The organism is Limosilactobacillus gastricus PS3 (assembly GCF_000247775.1).
GTDB classification, from domain to species: Bacteria; Bacillota; Bacilli; order Lactobacillales; family Lactobacillaceae; genus Limosilactobacillus; species Limosilactobacillus gastricus_A.
In genome coordinates this window covers 1-20,363 of record NZ_AICN01000017.1, presented here as the reverse complement: position 1 = coordinate 20,363, position 20,363 = coordinate 1, and the positions used below count along the sequence as shown (strand labels likewise).

17 protein-coding genes are annotated in these 20,363 nt (G+C 41.1%); 9 read left to right on the top strand and 8 right to left on the bottom strand.

The genetic code is table 11. The features are described from left to right. Positions 1 to 23 precede the first annotated feature (23 nt). The 8 genes from murE to rpmH form a co-directional block, all read right to left on the bottom strand. On the bottom strand, positions 24 to 1,550 hold the full coding sequence (gene murE, locus PS3_RS01945) for a UDP-N-acetylmuramyl-tripeptide synthetase (RefSeq protein ID WP_040467910.1): 1,527 nt from the start codon (positions 1,548 to 1,550) through the stop codon (positions 24 to 26). A 4-nt stretch (positions 1,551 to 1,554) separates the two neighbouring features. Beyond that, positions 1,555 to 3,465, bottom strand: a complete 1,911-nt coding sequence (gene asnB, locus PS3_RS01940) for an asparagine synthase (glutamine-hydrolyzing) (RefSeq protein ID WP_007121858.1) — start codon at positions 3,463 to 3,465, stop codon at positions 1,555 to 1,557. 18 nt (positions 3,466 to 3,483) lie between these two features. After that, positions 3,484 to 4,650, bottom strand: a complete 1,167-nt coding sequence (locus tag PS3_RS01935) for a carboxylate--amine ligase (protein WP_235719975.1) — start codon at positions 4,648 to 4,650, stop codon at positions 3,484 to 3,486. A 163-nt stretch (positions 4,651 to 4,813) separates the two neighbouring features. After that, entirely contained in the window at positions 4,814 to 6,718 is a 1,905-nt protein-coding gene (mnmG, locus tag PS3_RS01930; RefSeq protein ID WP_040467909.1) for a tRNA uridine-5-carboxymethylaminomethyl(34) synthesis enzyme MnmG, read from the bottom strand. Between the two features lie 11 nt (positions 6,719 to 6,729). Beyond that, the gene (gene mnmE, locus PS3_RS01925) at positions 6,730 to 8,118 is read right to left on the bottom strand and encodes a tRNA uridine-5-carboxymethylaminomethyl(34) synthesis GTPase MnmE (RefSeq protein WP_007121855.1); all 1,389 of its coding nucleotides are present in this window, start codon (positions 8,116 to 8,118) and stop codon (positions 6,730 to 6,732) included. A 137-nt stretch (positions 8,119 to 8,255) separates the two neighbouring features. Then, positions 8,256 to 9,089, bottom strand: coding sequence for a membrane protein insertase YidC (gene yidC, locus PS3_RS01920; RefSeq protein ID WP_007121854.1), 834 nt, complete (start codon positions 9,087 to 9,089; stop codon positions 8,256 to 8,258). 17 nt (positions 9,090 to 9,106) lie between these two features. Further along, entirely contained in the window at positions 9,107 to 9,454 is a 348-nt protein-coding gene (rnpA, locus tag PS3_RS01915) for a ribonuclease P protein component (RefSeq protein WP_007121853.1), read from the bottom strand. 114 nt (positions 9,455 to 9,568) lie between these two features. Next, a complete protein-coding gene (rpmH, locus tag PS3_RS10045; protein WP_081478367.1) occupies positions 9,569 to 9,703 on the bottom strand; it encodes a 50S ribosomal protein L34 in 135 nt (44 codons plus the stop codon). Positions 9,704 to 10,195: 492 nt separating this feature from the next. On the opposite strand from rpmH, the gene dnaA reads away from it, so the two are divergent. The 9 genes from dnaA (at position 10,196) to rpsR (ending at position 20,340) form a co-directional block, all read left to right on the top strand. Continuing rightward, the gene (gene dnaA / locus PS3_RS01910) at positions 10,196 to 11,512 is read left to right on the top strand and encodes a chromosomal replication initiator protein DnaA (protein WP_007121852.1); all 1,317 of its coding nucleotides are present in this window, start codon (positions 10,196 to 10,198) and stop codon (positions 11,510 to 11,512) included. A gap of 177 nt (positions 11,513 to 11,689) precedes the next feature. Beyond that, the gene (gene dnaN / locus PS3_RS01905; protein WP_007121851.1) at positions 11,690 to 12,829 is read left to right on the top strand and encodes a DNA polymerase III subunit beta; all 1,140 of its coding nucleotides are present in this window, start codon (positions 11,690 to 11,692) and stop codon (positions 12,827 to 12,829) included. A gap of 216 nt (positions 12,830 to 13,045) precedes the next feature. Then, positions 13,046 to 13,273, top strand: a complete 228-nt coding sequence (yaaA, locus tag PS3_RS01900; RefSeq protein WP_040467908.1) for a S4 domain-containing protein YaaA — start codon at positions 13,046 to 13,048, stop codon at positions 13,271 to 13,273. A 3-nt stretch (positions 13,274 to 13,276) separates the two neighbouring features. Continuing rightward, entirely contained in the window at positions 13,277 to 14,392 is a 1,116-nt protein-coding gene (recF, locus tag PS3_RS01895) for a DNA replication/repair protein RecF (protein ID WP_040467907.1), read from the top strand. A gap of 4 nt (positions 14,393 to 14,396) precedes the next feature. After that, complete coding sequence (gyrB, locus tag PS3_RS01890; RefSeq protein ID WP_007121850.1) at positions 14,397 to 16,340, top strand: DNA topoisomerase (ATP-hydrolyzing) subunit B; 1,944 nt, start codon at positions 14,397 to 14,399, stop codon at positions 16,338 to 16,340. A 21-nt stretch (positions 16,341 to 16,361) separates the two neighbouring features. After that, entirely contained in the window at positions 16,362 to 18,878 is a 2,517-nt protein-coding gene (gene gyrA, locus PS3_RS01885) for a DNA gyrase subunit A (RefSeq protein ID WP_007121849.1), read from the top strand. A 186-nt stretch (positions 18,879 to 19,064) separates the two neighbouring features. Further along, positions 19,065 to 19,355 (top strand): 30S ribosomal protein S6, encoded by a 291-nt coding sequence (gene rpsF, locus PS3_RS01880; protein ID WP_007121848.1) that lies wholly within the window; start codon positions 19,065 to 19,067, stop codon positions 19,353 to 19,355. Between the two features lie 37 nt (positions 19,356 to 19,392). Beyond that, a complete protein-coding gene (gene ssb / locus PS3_RS01875; RefSeq protein ID WP_007121847.1) occupies positions 19,393 to 20,070 on the top strand; it encodes a single-stranded DNA-binding protein in 678 nt (225 codons plus the stop codon). Positions 20,071 to 20,100: 30 nt separating this feature from the next. Next, complete coding sequence (rpsR, locus tag PS3_RS01870; protein ID WP_040467906.1) at positions 20,101 to 20,340, top strand: 30S ribosomal protein S18; 240 nt, start codon at positions 20,101 to 20,103, stop codon at positions 20,338 to 20,340. The last annotated feature ends 23 nt before the right edge of the window (positions 20,341 to 20,363 follow it).

Here is a 20,363-nt window from a genome sequence, read left to right as displayed (position 1 = left end):
CTCCTGGATGGTCCACTATTAACTTACTTCGTCAATTCTTGCGCTAGTTGATAATCACCGAAATACGGTTGATTTCCACTTGCTACTCGCAGGTATTGCTCACGACCTTTAGCGGCGAGAAAAACGACATCTTGGGGTTGAGCAAGGGCAAAAGCTTGCCGAACGGCTGCTTCACGATCTAGGATCTCTAAAACCTCAACCGGCTTCGGACCTGAAAGATAGGAGTGGATCTCTTGAATCACCTTTTGTTGGTCTTCTCCATAAGTATCATCACTAGTTAGAATTGCAATATCTGCATATTCCATCAAAGCTTTAGCAATTCCTGATCGACGCGATTCCGCCTTATCACCAACCGAACCAACCACCACAATTAAACGACTTTGCGGGTATTCATGTTTTAAAAAGGCAAAGCTTGCCGTTAAACTTAAATAATTATGGGCATAGTCAACGCAGGCAATAATTCCGTTAGGAGAAGTCATCATCTCCATCCGTCCCGGAACAACCGTCTCCAATAAGCCTTGTTTAATCGTGGCCGGTTTAATCTTCAATTGAGCAGCCACAATCATCGCTGATAGGGCATTAGCATAGTTAAAGTTACCCGGAACCATTACCCGATATTGATCATCCAACCGCGGCAACCGGTCCCGATTAGTCTTAACCTTAAAATAACCATGTTCTTCTGCTTGGTATTGATAATCACAGCCTGGACGAACACCAAAAGATATGACGGGAACATTCCTTTCACGAGCTTTTTCAATTAGTAAATCATAAGCCGCAATTTCCCGGGAAATAATGATCTGCTTGCTATGCTCAATAATTTGACTCTTACAATATAAATAATCATCAAAGTTGGGGTGTTCGACCGGACTAATATGGTCGGGTGAGATATTTAGAAAGACCCCATAGTCAAATTGTAAGCCATAAACCCGCGATTTCTTATAGGCCTGACTTGAAACTTCCATGACCAAATACTTCATGCCATGGTCAACGGCTTCTCGCAACATCCGAAATAAATCTAAGGATTCTGGTGTTGTCAGATGGGATTCCACAAAATCAGTCCCATTTAAACAATTATCAATTGATGATAATTGCGCAACGTTTGACCCATATTGTGCTTGTAAAATGTGACGTGCGAAGTAGACCGAAGTCGTCTTGCCTTTCGTTCCGGTATAACCAATCATGGTTAATTGCTCATCAGGGTTTCCATAAAAGCCCCGTGCTAAAACGGCCATCGCCTTTTGAACATCATTAACGACAATTTGGAGCGCCCTTAACTGTTGAGCTTTAACGATTTCAACTTGTTCTTGACCCGACAGAATAGCAACTGCACCTTTATGGATAGCATCGATCAAATACTGCGTATTAAAGTGAAGTCCTTTGCAAATAAATAGTGCTTGTGCTTCTACCTGACGAGAATCATAAGTCAATTGGTTAATTGGTTGATCCTTAAGTGAGTCTGATAAGTCATAATGACGTTGCTGATTGATAATGACTTCTTCAAACAATTGGTGAGCCTTTAATAGGTCAATGGCTCCTTGTAACGACAGCATGTCTTTACCCCACTTGTTGAGCTTGATCAATTACTGATTCATCCGGTTGATAATGATCAATAAAGTATAGTTTATACCAAACCAAGAAAGTATAAATGGTCCATAACTTTCGGCGCCCATCAATCTTCCCAGCAAAGTTATCATCAGCTAATTGCAATAACTTAGCTTGATCAAAGAACTCGTTCACAAAATCTTCAGCAAACATTGCCCGAACTTCTTTGTAGTACTTTTCTTGATGCAACCATTCCCGAATTGGAACAGGGAAGCCCATTTTAGGACGCGTTGCCCATTCTTCTGGTAAGTGCCGATTAGCGGCCATTCTAAAGGCCCATTTCGTCCCCTTATAGTTAAAGAGATATTTACTTGGCGTCGTCCGGGCCACATCCATTACTTTTCGATCCAATAATGGAACCCGCAGCTCCAAGGAATTTGCCATACTCATCTTATCAGCCTTTAATAAGATATCACCTGGCATCCATTGGTGAACATCCATGTATTGCTTCTTAGCAACTTCATCAATATCCTTAGAAGCCACTTTATCATACAGTGGATCCATAATCTCAGCGATCGTCGGCCCACAATTATAATCTTCTTGCAGTAAGTCTGCTGCTTCAGCAGGCGAGAAAATATAGGCTTGACCGATAAAGTCCTCATTCGCCGGAGCAAGAGCGTGGTACAAATGTAAGCGCCCTGGGAAGTTAGGTGATTTCTTAAGGGCCTTACTTAAACTATGCCGTTGCTTTTGCGGCAATTTCTTTAATTGATCGGCAAACCACCGGATCGCCTTAGACTTAGTATTAAAACCATAGTCCGTATATCCGGCAAACAGTTCATCAGCTCCCTCGCCAGATAGCATGGCCTTGTAGCCATTATCCTTCGCCAATTTAGTTAAAAAGTATAAGGGAACTACGGACGGATTTGAATCGGGTTCATCTAAATAGTATTGAATCTTCGGAAAAGCATTGAAGGCTTCTTCATTCGTTAGGGTCTTATCAGTATTCTTTAACCCTAATTTTGCTGCTAATTCACGCGCTTGCTTAGTTTCATCATACCCACTATCAAAGCCGATTGAGAAGGTATTATCAGGCTTCATCATCGCCGTGACATAACTTGAATCAACTCCCGCTGATAGGAAAGAGCCGACTTTAATCCCCTCATCCGCAAATGAGTGCGCCTTAACCGATTCATCCACGGCTGCTTCAATCTTATCAACCGCTTCGCCGAATGATTCCTCTTCGGGATCAAAGTCAACATCCCAGTATTGCGCCATTTCAAACTTGCCATCTTGGTAGTGGAAGTAATGCCCTTCTGGTAATTTAAAGACGCGCTTAAAAAAGGTTTCCCGCGTCGCTGGGTATTGGAAGGTCAAGTACGGTTTAAGCGCTGCTTTATTCAACTCCATCTTAAAGGAAGGATGATCTAAAAAGGCCTTAATTTCAGACCCTACAAAGAATGTTCCGTTCATTTGAGCATAATAAAGCGGCTTAATGCCAAAATGATCCCGCGCCCCAAACATGGTATTAGTTTGCCGATCCCAAATAATGAAGGCAAACATTCCCCGCAATTTTTTGGCGATATCTGCTCCCCATTCTTCATACCCATGTAAAATTACTTCCGTATCGGCATGGGTTCGAAAAATGTGTCCAGCTTCAACCAATTTTTCACGAAGCGACTTAAAATTATAAATTTCCCCATTAAAAATGATGGCTTTCGATTCATCCTCATTAAAAATTGGTTGCCGACCACTTTTGACGTCAATAAAACTCAACCGACGAAAACCAAGGGCCACATGTTCATCAACATAATGGTTGGCATCATCTGGTCCGCGATGAACAATCCGTTTCATCATCGTTTGAATTTCATTATCTTTTAATTGCGGAGCTTCGTCATTCACAAAGGAAACAAATCCACACATGTTTTTCTTCTCCTGATCTTATCGTTGCACAAAATATTTTTTGTAATTTCCTGGCATTAAATAGAAAGCATAATGCATCAGCATCCGTTGCTTCAAGGTATCGTCTTTATCAAAGGCCGTCGTGCCATATTTACCTGCCTTTAATAATTTCACTGCTCGATCCTTATATTCACTTTCTTTAGCATATTGATAGAAGATCTTTTTAGGTACCCCCAACCATAATTGATCGCCATCCGCATATTCAGTTTCCGTGAAGGGTTGGTGATAAATGACGTCTTCTACGACATACTTCGCTAAATTATAACCATTAAGGGTACAATAAAAACTACTCCGTCCCTGACGAAGATTAATTTCAAAGACCTTGTAAGTATCATCCCGACGGTCATACTTCAAATCAAAATCAGCAAAACCAACATACTTGATCTCTTCTAAAAACTTTTGAATGGTTTGATAAATCTGATCATTTTTTTCGGGTAAGATTACCATATAATTTCCCACGGCCGCTGGCGATGGGTCTTCCAAGAGGGGATGACCTAAGGAAATCATCCGCACATGATGATCAGAATCCACATATGCATTCACTACGCGCATATTAGAATCATCACCAGGAATAAAGTCTTGGCAAATCATCTTCCCGGTATAACCAGCTTGATAAATTTTGGGTAATAGTTCATCAAATTGTTGCCGAGAATCTAAAATGAAGGCCTTCTTACGTCCCTCAAAATCAACGTCTAGCCAGGCGATACTATCTGAAGGTTTTAAGGCCACTGGGAAATCAAATGGTAATTCAATCTTTTCACCACGCTCAACCATTTCCCGGGAAATTAATTTCGTTTTTGGATATGGTAGCCCATATTCTTCAGCGGCCGCATAGAAGGTCTCTTTGCTACCTAAACGTTTAAAAAGCTCATTATCAACATAGGGACAAACAAACCATTGCTTTAATTCCGTTAAGTGTTCTGAAATTAATTCCGTATAGCCATCCCCACATGACAATAATAAATACTTTTTATTTGGATCCATCGTCTTAGCAAAGGCCGTCAAAGTTTCCATAAAGACGGGATTACTATTAAATCCTTCTACCACACGCACATCAACTAGTTTCGTGTAGCGTGTTGGTGCCATATGCATAACCCCAAAAGCAATACTCTTAATCCCGTATTCGTGATAAAAGGAGCGGGCCATTCCGTAACAGTTAAAGTCCGTTCCTAGTAAAACGGGTTGAAAATCAACTTGTGTCTTCACTTTTCTTCTCCCGTAATCGTCGCTTGACGTTAATTTACTCTATCCAATCATACCATTTTGCACTCAATTGTACAGATTGATTAGTTATTCTTAAAGAATGATTTTACTTTAATTTTCCTTGCCGTAAGTAGACACTTAAAATAGCTAAATCAGCCGGATTAACCCCACTAATCCGCGAAGCTTGAGCTAAAGTTTCTGGACGAATCTTAGCTAACTTTTGGCGGCCTTCAGTCGCTAAGCCTTCAATTTGGTTATAGTCAATCGTCGCAGGAATCCGCTTTTCTTCCATCCGCTTCATCCGTTCAATGCGGGCTTCTTCTTTTTTGATGTAACCATCATATTTAATTTGAATCTCCACTTGTTCTTGCTCGTGGCGACTAAGTGGCTGCTCTAAAGCCGGAACAAACTGTTGCAAGGTCTGATAGTCAACATATGGTCGCTTCAAAAAATCGGCAGCCACAATGGCATCTTTTAATGGATTATCACCATTAGCTTTAATAAAGGCATCAACTGCTTGACCCGGTTTAATTCGGTAATTGTTAAGGCGATTAATTTCATCTTGAATATGAGTTTGCTTAGCTTTCAAATGGGCAAACCGCTCATCAGAAACTAAACCAATCCGATATCCATATTTCATCAACCTTAAATCAGCATTATCGTGTCGGATCAATAAGCGATATTCAGCCCGACTTGTCAAAAGTCGATAAGGTTCCTTGGTCCCCTTTGTTACTAAATCATCAATCATGACCCCAATATAAGATTCCGATCGTTTTAAAACTAGGGGTTCCTTACCTTGAATTTTCAAGGCCGCATTAATTCCAGCAATTAATCCTTGTCCGGCCGCTTCCTCATAACCCGACGTCCCATTAGTCTGCCCTGCTGTATATAACCCTTCAATTAGTTTTGTTTCCAGCGTTGGATGAAGTTGATACGGCGCCACGACATCGTACTCAATTGCATATCCCGGCCGCATCATTTCCGCTGTTTCTAAGCCCTTAATCGAATGAATCATCTTTTGTTGGATTTCTTCTGGCATCGAAGTTGATAGGCCATCCAAATAGAATTCGTCGGTATCTCGACCTTCTGGTTCCAAAAAGACTTGGTGACGATCTTTGTCAGCAAACCGAACAATCTTGTCTTCAATAGATGGACAATAGCGTGGCCCGACCCCTTCAATCAAACCAGAGAATAAGGGCGCCCGATCTAGATTATCTCGCAAGATTTGATGGGTCGTGGGGTTGGTATAAGTTAACCAACTTGAAATTTGATCTTTCAACGGTAAGTAGGCAGTATCCGGTGTATCAAACGAAAAGTGGTGCGGTTCTGGATTACCCGGTTGTTCTTCGGTCACTTGATAATCAATCGTGTTCCCGTTCACTCGTGGCGGGGTTCCGGTCTTAAACCGTTGAATATCAAAACCTAACTCCTTAAGTGAGGCCGTTAATTTCATTGCCGGTTTTGAATTGTTAGGACCAGATTCGTACTGCAATTCCCCAATGATGATCTTTCCGCGCGCAGCCGTTCCTACCGTCAAAACCACAGCCTTGGCTAAATAACGGGCCCCGGTATTCGTTACGACTCCTTTAACCACGCCATCTTCAACAATTAATTCATCAACTAAGCCTTGTCGTAAGGTTAAATTCGGTTCTTGTTCAATCGTCCACTTCATTTGCCGATGGTAAGCATGTTTATCAGCCTGAGCCCGCAAGGCCCGAACTGCTGGCCCTTTCCCGGTATTTAGCATCCGCATTTGAATATAGGTTTTATCGATGTTGTGCCCCATTTCGCCACCCAAGGCATCAATTTCGCGGACAACAACGCCTTTGGCTGGTCCCCCTAAAGATGGGTTACATGGCATAAAGGCTACCATTTCCAAACTAATCGTAATTAATAGGGTCTTTTGGCCCATCCGGGCAGCGGCTAAAGCGGCTTCACTCCCCGCATGACCGGCCCCAACAACAATCACATCATAAGATGGCCCCTGATATTGAATGACTTTTGCTTCCATTTTCTTCTCCATTATTTCCCTAAACAGAATTGACTAAATAATTCCGTTAATAATTCATCTTGATAAGAATCGCCAGTAATTTCACCTAATAAATTCCATGCGGTCGTCATATCGATTTGGACTAAGTCGACCGGTAAACCAGCATCCAAGCCGGATAGAACCTCCGTTAGTGCACTTTCGACTTGTTTTAATAATCCAATATGACGGGCATTGGTTACCATCACTTGATTTTGCCGATTTTCGATACCCTCGTTAAAGAAGCGGTGACTGATTGCTTGACCCAACTCTTGCATTCCTGACTGTTCCAAAATCGAAGTCTGAATAATCGGGTCCCCATTAACTAAGGTTTTTAAATCATTTAATTCAATCACACTTGGTAAATCCGTCTTATTTAAGATCACCATCCGTGGAGTTTGTTCAGTGGCGGTAATTAATTCCCGATCTTCTTCCGATAAAGGTCGTGATTGATCAATTAACAAAAGAATCAAATCGGCCGTAGTAATCGCTTGCCGACTCCGTTCAACCCCTATTTTTTCCACCTGGTCATCAGTATGCCGAATGCCGGCCGTATCAATTAACTTTAAGGGTACCCCTTCAACATTGACGTACTCCTCGATAACATCTCGCGTGGTTCCAGCCACGTTCGTAACAATTGCTTTGTCTTCATGTAAAAGAGCATTTAAAAGGCTTGATTTACCAACATTGGGCCGGCCAATAATGGCGGTGGCTAATCCATCCCGCAACACTTTTCCTTGTTGAGCGGTTTTTAAAAGTCCACTAACCCGCTCCTTAACCATCGTCGCCTTTTCTCGCAACATTTGGGAGGTCATCTCTTCAACAGCATCATATTCTGGATAATCAATATTGACTTCCACTTGGGCTAAGACATCTAAAATATCTTGTCGTAATTGACGGACCAAGCGTGATAAATCACCATCCAATTGATGCAAGGCCACATCCATAGACCGATCTGTTTTCGCCCGAATTAAATCCATGACAGCTTCAGCTTGGGAAAGATCCAAGCGACCATTGATAAAGGCCCGCTGGGTAAATTCACCCGGATCCGCTAAGCGAGCACCATAGGATAAGACTAACTGCAAAATTCGATTCGTGGCTAATAGTCCGCCATGACAGTTAATCTCAATTACATCCTCACGCGTATAAGTTCTCGGTGCTCGCATCACTGAAACCATAACTTCATCAACCTCTTGTTGATTACTTGGGTCCACGATATGACCATAATTAATGGTATGTGTTGCTACCTTGGCTAAATCCTTCCCCCGAAATAGTTTTTGAACCACTGGTAAGGCATCATCACCACTAACCCGAATAATGGAAATTCCGCCTTCTCCAACAGGGGTTGAAATTGCCGCAATTGTATCTTGATCCGTTTTTACCATACTTGTTTCCTTTCTCGTTTCAATAAAAAAAGCGCAAAGCCACCCGTATTATCGGAATGATCAAAGCACTTTCACTACTCTAACGAATATTCACTTTTAAACAGTCATATTTTAAAAATAATTAAATCGAATGTCAATTATTTCCGTTTACTTTGGTATGCCTTTCGTTTAGCTTTTTCTATCTTCCGTTGATGATCACGTTCCGCTTTTTGTTTGGCTTCCCGTTCCCGCCGAATCTTAAATGGATTTTGCACTAACAAGACCTGAACTACTTGAAAGGCATTGGAAACAACCCAGTAAAGGGTAATGGCTGCCGAGAATTGTAAGGCCATAATGAAGATAAAGATCGGCATAATGTAAGTCATCGACGTTGTCATCGAATTTTTTTCGGGCATTGAAGCCATTGACAACCACGAACTAATAAAAGTAAAGACCGCCGCTAAGACCGGCAAAACAAAGTAGGGATCCGTTTTTCCTAACTGCAACCATAAGAAAGATCCAGTTTTCAAAACGTTAGTCCGCCAAATAGCTTGATACAAAGCCCACATAACTGGTAATTGAACTAACAATGGTAACATGGACGCAAATGGATTAACCCCCGCCTCACGATACAGCTTTTGCTGTTCAGCTTGAAGTTTTTGCATCGTTTCGCGATCCCGCGATGAGTACTTCTTTTGTAATTCTTTTAGTTTCGGTGCTAATTCCTGGGTTTTAACCATTGATTTTGATTGGTAATACATCAATGGCAAAATGATGATCCGAATCAAAATCGTGAAGATAATGATCCCCATTCCATAACCACCAAAGATCTTTGAGAGCCAAATAATAAATTGCGAACAATTATATACAATGTAATGGTCCCAAATTCCCGTACTATGACTCGTAATGGGCTTATTTGAACAAGCGGCCAATAAAACCGTTAGGCCTAAGACACTAAAAATACTAGCTAATTTCTTGTGTTGCTTTTTCAATCGATTTTCCTCGCTTTTTAATCTTCTTCCGTTAATAAATGAGCCAATTTTAAGGCATGGACTAGGTTCCTTTTGGTTTCGGCCATTGACATTCCCTGGGCCGCCGGACGAGCAATCACCAGAAAATCAACTTCCGCCTTGATTTGTGGTTTCACTTCTAATAAGGTTTGGCGAATCCGTCGTTTAACCCAACCACGTTGAACGGCGTTACCAATTTTTTTCCCAACCGAGATTCCAACACGGAAATGGGGTTGATTGGGCTTGGCAATTTGATAAATCACAAACTTATGATTGGCAACTGATTGATGTTGTTCAAACACTTGTTGAAATTCTTGTTCCTTTTTGACGCGATATGATTTCCGCATGGCCTAATCTCCATTCCCAGCTTTGCAAAAACAAAAAAGAGGCGAGCAACGACAACTACAACAAATGCAGTAGACGGTTGCCCTGCCCCTTTAACAATTATTAACGATAATATCTTATGCAGATAATACCTTACGACCCTTTTGACGACGACGCGCCAAAACTTTACGGCCGTTACTTGTGCTCATCCGTGAACGGAAACCGTGAACACGTGCACGGTGACGCTTCTTTGGTTGAAATGTGCGCTTCATATTTTGCACCTCCTCAGCAGCTAATTTTTTATTTCATGGTCTAAAAAGACAATCTCTTTAAACATACTTAGAAAGTATAGCACACTTTTTAACGGGATAAAACCAGATTTTCTAAAGATTCACTCTAGGTAAAAATTATTTATCCACAAAATAATACACAGCGTTGTGCAAAACTACTTCCGCTTTTTCACTTTTCCACAGCAGTTTTCACGATTTTTCCGGTTTTCCACGATCAGTGGGTAAGGTTTTCCACAGTTTTGGGGATAACTTTTAAAAATACTAATTTACCAAGCTTTTGGGCCTGTGGATTTCCCCACTTACCTTGTGGATAACTATGAAAAGGCCTAATTTTTTCCACTTTTTCACACCCATGTGGACAATTTCCACACAGCGTGGTGGAAAAAATATACTTTCTTGCTTCATCCTGTGGAAAACTTTTTTAACTAATGATAAACTTAATCACTGAAATCTTATCTTTGAGGAGGAAACATTTTGACTGAGCTCGATTCTCTCTGGGAAGCGATCCAAAATGCTTTGCGTGAGTCTACTGCAGAAGTGACTTACACTAACTTAATTGCTCCGGCAAAAGCTGTTTCACTCGTTAATAATCGACTTACGATTCAATTGCCAACCGAAAATCACCTCGATTTTTGGCAGGATAACCTGATTAATAAGGTCCGCCAGTTGCTATATAGCCAAACCGGTCAACCAATTGAACCAATTTTCATATTAGCGAATGGGATCTCACAACCAGTTCCAACGGTTGCCCCTACGGCACAAACGTCATATGAAACCCCGTTAAATCCCGAATATACCTTCGAAAACTTTATCGAAGGACGAAGTAACCAGATGGCTTATGCTTCGGCTTTCGCGGCTTCGGAACAACCGGGGGGTCTCTACAACCCACTCCTAATTTATGGGGGAGTTGGCTTAGGTAAAACGCACTTAATGCAAGCTATTGCTAATAATATGTTGACCCATAATCCTAATGCGCGGATTAAATACGTTACTAGCGAAACCTTCGTAAATGACTACGTTAATTCCATTAAAAATCGAAGCCAAGAACAATTTCGCCAAGAATATCGGAATTTAGATGCTTTATTAGTTGATGATGTCCAGTTCTTTGCATCTAAGGGAGAGACCCAATTAGAATTCTTCAATACCTTTAATGTATTGCATGATAATAATAAGCAAATTGTCTTAACCGCCGATCAAAATCCCAAACAAATCCCGAATTTAACCGAACGGCTCGTTTCTCGTTTCGTTTGGGGAGTTCCAGTAGAAATTACTTCACCAGAACTTGAAACGCGAATTGCCATTTTGCAAAGTAAGGCCGAAGAAGAACACATCCAAGCTCCAAACGAGGTATTAAACTACATTGCATCAAAAGTAAATACGAATGTCCGGGAATTAGAAGGCGCCTTAATGCGGGTACGTGTTTTTGCTGAATTACAAAAGCAACCTCTTACCCCTCAAATTGCTGCGGAAGCTCTTCAGGGACTAGGCTTTGCTACCGAAACAACCTTATCAATTGATCTGATTCAAAAAAAGGTTGCGGCTTACTTTAACATTAATCAAAGTGATATTACTGGTAAGAAACGTTCGCAAAACATTGTCGTTCCTCGGCAGATCGCAATGTACCTATCAAGGGAATTAACTGATAGCTCGCTTCCTAAGATTGGAAAGGAATTTGGCGGTAAAGATCATACTACCGTCCTACACGCAATTGACAAAATCGAGAAAAATATCTCATCTGATTCTGGATTAGAAAAAGATCTCAAGAATTTACGAGATGAATTACAAGTATAGACTGTGGAAAACTTTGGCATCCTTTTTAAGTTATCCACAATTTATCCACAATTTATCCACAAGCATCTAAACTCTGTTTAATCAACTAGTAACGACTTTTCCACAACTTACACAGGCCCTACTACTACTGCTATTTTTATTTTATATTTATATATAAAGCACCACGGAGAGATAATTATGAAATTTACAATTAATCGATTAGCTTTTATTAATGCCTTAAACAATGTTTTACGAGCCGTTTCTTCCAAAACAACCATTCCAATTTTGACAGGATTAAAATTAGTGGTTGAAAACGATCAAATCATTTTAACGGGAAGCAATGCAGATATTTCCATTGAAACCACAATCAATCAAACTGATGGTGAATATGCGTTAGTAGTTAGCGAACCAGGTGCAATTGTGTTACCAGCTCGATTCTTTATTGAAATTATTAAAAAATTACCTGATCAAGAAGTATCAATTGCCATTAATGATGGTTTTCAAGCAGTCATTACTTCAGGGACGGCAGAATTCACGGTCAATGGTCAGGATGCAAATAATTTCCCCCATTTACCAGAAGTTGATGGTACCAGTCAGGTCATGATTGCACCCGATATCTTACGAGAAGTGATTGAACAAACCCGGATTGCCGTTTCAAAGCAAGAAAGTCGACCAATTTTAACGGGGATTCACTTTACTTTAGCTAATGGCCAGTTAACGGCGGTTGCAACGGATAGCCATCGATTGGCCCAACGAAATGTGGCTGTGCCAACAAGTGAAGGTCAACAATATGATGTAGTTATTCCAGGAAATAGTTTGACTGAACTGTCACGGATGGTGAATGAAGTTGATGGTGATGTCACAATGAACTTCACGGATAACCAAATCTTATTTACCTTTGGACAAACGAAATTCTATTCTCGTTTGTTAGAAGGTAACTATCCAGAAACAAGTCGGTTGATTCCGACATCCTCGGAGACAACCATTGAATTAGCAGCAGATAGCTTTTTAGCTTCCATTGAACGGGCTTCCTTGTTATCCCATCAAAGTCGTAATAATGTGGTTAAGTTGACTATTAATCCAAGCCTGTCGGTTGCTAAGATTAGTGGTAACTCAGCGGATGTTGGGAACGTGGAAGAAGCAATCAATGCAGAATTAATGGCAGGGAATGATCTGGAAATTTCTTTTAACCCTGATTACATGCGCGATGCTTTGAAGTCCTTTGGCTCTGCTAAAATTTTAATGTCCTTTACATCGGCACTGCGTCCATTTACTTTAGTACCGGCCGATGATCATGATAATTTTGTTCAATTAATTACGCCAGTACGGACTTACTAATCCAGCTGCTTTAAGCTCCTCGATTGAGGGGCTTTTTTGATTGACGGAAAGCTTATTTTTGATTTTAGAGGGCATTTAAGCCATTTTAATATCAAAAAGTCATTTTTCATTCAATTAAGTTAAGAATGCTTAAAAGACATATGAGAAGGCCGTTCGTTGTTTTTAACCTTAAAAAAGGCTATAATAGAAATGTATTAATTAAAGTAGGTGAAGAACGTGGATCAGGTAAAAACAATCAACATTGACCGGGAATTCATTACCTTAGGTCAATTATTGAAGGAAGAGGGCATCATCCCAACGGGCGGGGCGGCTAAATGGTTTTTGCAAGAAACCCCCGTTTGGGTAAATCAAGAACAAGATCAACGTCGCGGTCGAAAACTTTATCCTGGTGATCAAGTTCGAATCGGGGATCTTGAAGAAGTTGTGATTGGTGGTTTAGTTTAGGTAATGAAGTTACTCGATCTCCAGTTACGCCATTACCGGAATTATGAAGACCTGGAGATCCAGTTTAATCCTGGGGTTAACATTTTTATTGGGGAGAATGCCCAAGGAAAAACTAATCTTTTAGAGGCCATTCATGTTTTAGCTTTGGCGAGGAGCCACCGGACAAATCATGATCGGGAATTAATCCAATGGCAAGCAAAAACCGCGATGCTCAAAGGAAATGTGGAAAGATTTCCCGGGAAATTACCATTGGAAATTCAGATCAATGCGACGGGAAAACGCGTAAAGGTAAACCATTTATTCCAACAACGATTATCTTCTTACATTGGTAATTTAAATGTAGTCCTTTTCGCCCCCGAGGATCTAGAATTAGTGAAGGGCTCACCACAATTACGTCGGCGCTTTATGGATATAGAATTTGGCCAAATGAGTAGCCGTTATTTATACAATATCAGTCAGTATCATCGTCAGTTAAAGCAACGTAATCAATATTTAAAACAGGTTGAGCAGGCCGGCAAATTAGATTCGGTCTTGTTAGGGGTAATGTCAGATCAGCTGATAGCATCAGGAGCTCAAATTATTCATACGCGTTATCAATTAATTCAACAATTAGAAACCTGGGCTCAAGAACTACATCAACATATTTCAAGGCAAAAAGAGACCTTAACTTTAAAGTATGTTACTCAAGTTACGGTGAACGACCAAACAACAGTTGAGGAAATTCAAAGTCAGCTAAAAACTTTGTTAGAAAAAAGTCAGGCCAGAGAGCAAATGTTGGGAACGACTTTAGTGGGTCCCCAACGTGATGATTTGCAATTTTTGGTCAATGATCAAAATGTGCAAAAATTTGGATCCCAAGGTCAGCAACGAACAACTGCTCTTTCAGTTAAACTAGCTGAAATTGAGCTAATGAAAGCACAGACCGGAGAATATCCTTTGTTGCTATTAGATGATGTATTATCGGAACTTGATGACAATCGGCAAACCCATCTACTAACGGCCATTCAAGACAAGGTTCAGACTTTTTTAACGACCACTAGTTTGGATGGGGTGGCGAAACAATTAATTCAAGATCCATCGATTTTTCGAATTAGTCATGGGCAAGTAAGTAAGGAGTAAAATCGTGAGTGAAATTAATGAAACGAAAGCGGAAAAAGCAAGAGAATACGATGCTAGTCAAATCCAAGTCTTAGAAGGATTGGAAGCGGTTCGAAAGCGTCCGGGAATGTACATTGGATCAACAACCGCTCAGGGATTGCACCACTTAGTTTGGGAAATTGTTGATAATGGGATTGATGAAGCGCTTGCGGGTTTTGCAAATGAAATTAATGTCGTTGTCGAACCTGACAATAGCATTACAGTAACTGATAATGGTCGGGGGATTCCCGTCGATATTCAAGCTAAAACTGGCAAGCCTGCCCTAGAAACGGTCTTTACGATTTTACACGCCGGTGGGAAATTTGGCGGTGGCGGATATAAAGTTTCTGGTGGATTGCACGGGGTGGGGGCCTCGGTGGTCAATGCCTTATCAACTGAATTAGACGTACGGGTCATTCGAGAAGGTAAAGAATATTATATGGATTTTGATCATGGTCATGTTAAAACGGCTATGAAAGTAATTGATGATCAACGACCATTGACTGAACACGGAACCATCGTTCACTTTACGCCGGATCCAGAAATTTTCCGGGAAACAACAATTTATAATATTAAAACCTTAACAGAACGGATTCGGGAATTAGCCTTCTTAAATAAGGGCCTGAAGATTACGATTACTGATAAGCGCCCGGATGAACCAACTAAAGATGAATTCCACTATGAAGGTGGGATTCGGCATTATGTTGAATTTTTAAATCAAGGGCATGAAGTTCTCTTTGATCCACCAATTTACGTCGAAGGGGAATATAAAGGAATTGCGGTAGAAGTTTCATTACAATATTCAGATGATTATCGAAGTAATTTATTAACTTTTACTAATAACATCCATACCTACGAAGGTGGGAGTCATGAAACTGGATTTAAGACGGCTTTAACCCGGGTGATTAATGACTATGGTCATAAAAGTGATCAGATTAAAGGGAATACGACCCTTTCTGGTGATGATGTTCGGGAAGGTCTAACGGCCGTGATCTCGATTAAACACCCGAATCCCCAATTCGAAGGTCAAACTAAGACGAAGTTAAGTAATTCTGATGCCCGGACAGCCACTGACCGGATCTTCAGCGAAACGATGAACCGTTTCATGATGGAAAACCCAGAAGTGGCACATAAAATCGTGGAAAAAGGGTTGTTGGCTTCGAAAGCCCGTGAAGCTGCGAAACGCGCCCGTGAAGTTACACGGAAAAAGAGCGGCCTAGAAATCAGCAATTTACCTGGTAAGCTAGCTGATAATACCTCCAAGGATCCTGCTATTTCCGAATTATTTATTGTCGAAGGGGATTCGGCTGGTGGGTCAGCTAAACAGGGTCGGTCACGGTTAACCCAAGCGATTTTACCAATTCGGGGAAAAATCTTAAATGTGGAAAAGGCAACCTTGAACCGGATTTTAGCAAATGATGAAATTCGTTCCTTATTTACGGCACTGGGGACTGGATTTGGGGACGAATTTAATATTGACAAGGTTAATTATCATAAATTAATTATTATGACGGATGCCGATGTCGATGGGGCGCACATTCGGACCTTGTTGCTAACCTTGATTTATCGCTTTATGCGACCAATGCTTGAAGCTGGTTATGTTTACATCGCTCAACCACCTCTATATCAGGTGCGCCAAGGTAAATTTGTCCAATATATTGATACGGACGAAGAATTAGAGCAGGTGGTTAATTCCCTTCAACCGAGTCCGAAACCGGTTATCCAACGGTACAAGGGGTTAGGTGAAATGGATGCGGAACAACTTTGGAAAACCACCATGGACCCAGAGAATCGGCGATTGTTACGGGTCCAGTTAGATGACGCCAAGCAAGCTGACGAGATTTTCCAAATGTTAATGGGAACCAAGGTTGGTCCGCGACGAGAATTTATTGAAGCTAATGCAAAATTTGTGGAAAACCTTGACTTATAGTCAGGTTGAGGAGGGTTAATAGTGGCAGATCAAGAACTACCAGGTCGAATTACCGACGTTAATTTGACCAGCCAAATGCGGAATTCTTTCTTGGATTACGCGATGAGTGTTATTGTTTCGCGGGCCCTACCCGACGTACGGGATGGTTTAAAACCAGTTCAACGGCGGATTTTATACGGTATGAATGAATTAGGGGTCACCCCTGATAAGCCATATAAAAAGTCAGCCCGGATTGTTGGTGACGTGATGGGGAAATACCACCCCCATGGGGATTCATCAATTTATGAAGGTCTGGTCCGGATGGCGCAAGACTTTTCCTACCGGTACATGTTAGTTGACGGTCATGGTAACTTCGGCTCCGTGGATGGGGATGGGGCTGCCGCCATGCGGTATACTGAAGCCAAAATGAGTAAGATTGCCGTTGAAATGTTACGGGATATCAACAAGGATACCGTTGATTTTCAAGATAACTATGATGGAACGGAAAAAGAGCCACAAGTGTTACCATCCCGGATTCCGAATCTGTTAGTAAATGGAGCAACAGGGATTGCCGTGGGGATGGCAACGAATATTCCAACTCATAATTTGGGAGAGGTAATCAGTGCCATTCATTTACTGATGGATAATCCTGAGGCCACGACTGAAGACTTAATGAAGGTCTTACCAGGGCCTGATTTCCCTACCGGAGCAGTGGTCATGGGTAAGTCTGGAATTCGGAAAGCCTACGAAACAGGTCAAGGATCCATTGTGGTGCGCACTAAAACCGAAATTGAGGAATTGAAGAATGGCAAGCAACGGATTGTGGTCCATGAAATTCCTTATATGGTTAATAAAGCCAAGTTGATTGAACGAATTGCGGAATTGGCACGAGAAAAAGAAATTGAAGGCATTACGGATGTAAACGATGAAACTGACCGTGAAGGGATGCGGATTGTGGTTGACGTTCGTCGAGATGCCAGTGCCGAAGTCATTTTGAATAATTTATACAAGATGACGTTGATGCAAACGACTTTCAACTTCAATATGTTAGCGATTGTTGATGGGGCTCCTAAGATTTTAAGTCTCAAAGAAATCCTAACAAACTACTTGCAACACCAAGAAATTGTAATTAAGCGACGGACGGAATTTGATTTAAAGAAGGCCCAAAATCGGGAGCATATCGTTGAAGGATTACGAATTGCGCTTGATCATATTGATGAAATTATCAATATCATTCGGAGTTCGCAAACTAGTGACATTGCCAAGCAACAATTAATAAATAATTTTGGTTTGTCAGATCGTCAAGCTCAAGCAATTCTTGACTTGCGGTTGGTCCGTTTAACTGGTTTAGAGCGCGAAAAGATCGAGGATGAATATAATAAATTAGTGGCCGCGATCGCTGATTATAAAGACATCCTCGCTCACCGGGAACGAATCCAAAAGATTATTTATGACGAATTACTGGAAATTCAAGCTAAATTTGGCGATGAACGACGGACGGAATTACAAGTTGGTGATTTGAATAGTATTGAAGATGAAGATCTGATTGAAGAAGAAGAAATCATCGTAACTTTAACCCATAGTGGTTACGTTAAACGATTACCAGTTGATGAATTCAAATCACAAAATCGTGGTGGTCGAGGAGTTAAGGGAATGGGGGTTCATAATGACGACTTTATTGAGCACTTAATTTCCAGCTCCACGCATGATAGTCTCTTATTCTTTACTAATTCCGGTAAGGTCTTCGCTATGAAAGGCTATGAGATTCCAGAATATGGTCGATCAGCTCAAGGAATTCCGATTATCAATTTGTTAGGCATTAACGGCGATGAACAGATCAGCGCAGTAATTAATGTTTCACATGAAACACAGACTGACGATGATGATCGTGATCTCTTCTTTGTGACGAAGGAAGGAACTGTTAAGCGGACCTCAGTTAATGAGTTCAAAAACATCCGGAGCAATGGTCTCAAAGCAATTAATTTACATGAAGGTGACGAATTAATTCATGTTGAAATTATTGACCAAGATCAAGCAATGATCTTGGGAACCCGACTAGGATACTCGGTCAGCTTCAAAGCTTCAGCGGTTCGAGAAATGGGACGTTCGGCAGCGGGAGTTCGGGGAGTTCGCCTTCGTGAAGGTGACTATGTGATTGGGGCAGCCCAATTAAGCCCAGATAGTAACGTGTTAGTAATTAGTGAGCAAGGTTACGGGAAACAAACCCCCGCCACTGAATATCCAATTAAGGGTCGGGGTGGTAAAGGAATCAAAACTGTAAACATTACCGAAAAGAATGGACCATTAGTTGGTTTAACCACTGTCCAAGGCGATGAAGATTTGATGTTAGCTACCAACAAAGGGGTAATTATTCGCTTTAGCGTCGAAAGCGTATCGGTTACTGGGCGATCCGCAATCGGAGTTCATTTAATTAAAATGAATGATGATTCGGTGGTGGCAACGATGGCCAAGGTTGATAAAGAGCCAACCACGGACGAATCAACTGCAGATCAAACCACCAATGAGACTGAAGAAATTAGTCCACAAACTGAAGAATAATGAATTAAGATCCTAAGTTTTGCGTATGTAATAATAAGCCGCAACTTAGGATCTTTTATAAGTTATTTCTTGTTATTTTGGTCATTTTATGATAATATTCTATTCTGTGAGTATACGTAATAACGTCTGCTCTCCTTGCTCCTACCAATGAGCGGGGGCCTGAGTCCATAAGGAGGTGTAATATACATGGAAACACGTACATATGAAATTACTTACATCATTCGTCCTGATATTGAGGAATCAGCTAAGAGTGCTTTAGTAGCTAACTTTGACAAGATTCTTTCAGACAATGGTGCAACAGTTGTTGATTCAACTGATTGGGACACGCGTCGGTTTGCTTACCCAATTGAAAAGTACACTGAAGGTACTTATCATATCGTAAACATCACGACTGACACGGATGAACCATTAAACGAATTTGATCGTTTATCAAAGATCAACGACGATATCCTACGTCACATGATTGTTAAGCGCTAATTGCTTAACTAAATAATAGAGAGGAGTGTGAATACCCATGCTAAATCGTGCAGTCCTAACTGGACGTTTAACTCGGGATCCAGAGTTGCGGTACACAAATAGCGGAACGGCAGTGGCACGGTTCTCAATTGCAGTTGATCGGCAATTTAGGAACCAACAAACTGGGGAACGTGAAGCTGATTTTATCAATTGTGTCATTTGGCGGAAGTCTGCTGAAAACTTTGTGAACTTCACTCATAAAGGGGCGCTAGTTGGGATTGATGGTCGGATCACGACCAGTAATTACCAAAACCAACAAGGTCAACGAATTTACCGGACTGAAGTAACCGTGGAAAACTTTGCTTTATTGGAACCTCGTTCAGCACGGGACAACCAAGCTGGCAATAACCAATATAACAATGGTGGTTACTACAATAACGGTGCTAATAATGGTTTTAATGCCAACCAAGGCCAAGCAGCTTTTGGTGGACCAGCCAATAACTTTGGTGCAACTCCTCAAGATAATGGAAACGCTAATGATAATCCGTTTGGTGGTCAAGGACTCTTTGGTGAGAACACGACCCCAATTGATACGGATAGTTTACCATTTGCTAATTCATCCAATGAAGGATCAGCCAGTGATGCCATTGACATTAATGATCAAACGGCTTTGAAGAATGATCAAGCAAATGATAAAGATGATGATCAAAATTCATTAAGTGATGTTCCATTCTAATCACTAGATTCGATAAAGGAGGTTAATTTCATGCCACAACAACGTCGTGGAGGTATGCGTCGTCGTCGGAAAGTTGACTACATCGCTGCTAACCACATTGAATACATTGATTACAAAGATACTGAATTATTACGTCGGTTTATCTCAGAACGGGGTAAGATTTTACCACGTCGAGTAACGGGTACGAGTGCTAAGAACCAACGTCGTTTGACGATCGCCATTAAGCGGGCACGGATCATGGGCTTATTACCATTTGTTGCCGAAGATTAATTTATTAAGAAGTTAGGCTTGGT

Bases quoted from the DNA above. Each gene is read 5' to 3' on its own strand.
- rnpA (WP_007121853.1), bottom strand. From the start codon at position 9,454: ATGCGGAAATCATATCGCGTCAAAAAGGAACAAGAATTTCAACAAGTG.
- rpsR (WP_040467906.1), top strand. From the start codon at position 20,101: ATGCCACAACAACGTCGTGGAGGTATGCGTCGTCGTCGGAAAGTTGAC.
- recF (WP_040467907.1), top strand. From the start codon at position 13,277: ATGAAGTTACTCGATCTCCAGTTACGCCATTACCGGAATTATGAAGAC.
- PS3_RS01935 (WP_235719975.1), bottom strand. From the start codon at position 4,650: ATGGCCCGCTCCTTTTATCACGAATACGGGATTAAGAGTATTGCTTTT.
- murE (WP_040467910.1), bottom strand. From the start codon at position 1,550: ATGCTGTCGTTACAAGGAGCCATTGACCTATTAAAGGCTCACCAATTG.
- rpsF (WP_007121848.1), top strand. From the start codon at position 19,065: ATGGAAACACGTACATATGAAATTACTTACATCATTCGTCCTGATATT.
- dnaN (WP_007121851.1), top strand. From the start codon at position 11,690: ATGAAATTTACAATTAATCGATTAGCTTTTATTAATGCCTTAAACAAT.
- mnmG (WP_040467909.1), bottom strand. From the start codon at position 6,718: ATGGAAGCAAAAGTCATTCAATATCAGGGGCCATCTTATGATGTGATT.
- rpmH (WP_081478367.1), bottom strand. From the start codon at position 9,703: ATGAAGCGCACATTTCAACCAAAGAAGCGTCACCGTGCACGTGTTCAC.
- ssb (WP_007121847.1), top strand. From the start codon at position 19,393: ATGCTAAATCGTGCAGTCCTAACTGGACGTTTAACTCGGGATCCAGAG.
- mnmE (WP_007121855.1), bottom strand. From the start codon at position 8,118: ATGGTAAAAACGGATCAAGATACAATTGCGGCAATTTCAACCCCTGTT.
- asnB (WP_007121858.1), bottom strand. From the start codon at position 3,465: ATGTGTGGATTTGTTTCCTTTGTGAATGACGAAGCTCCGCAATTAAAA.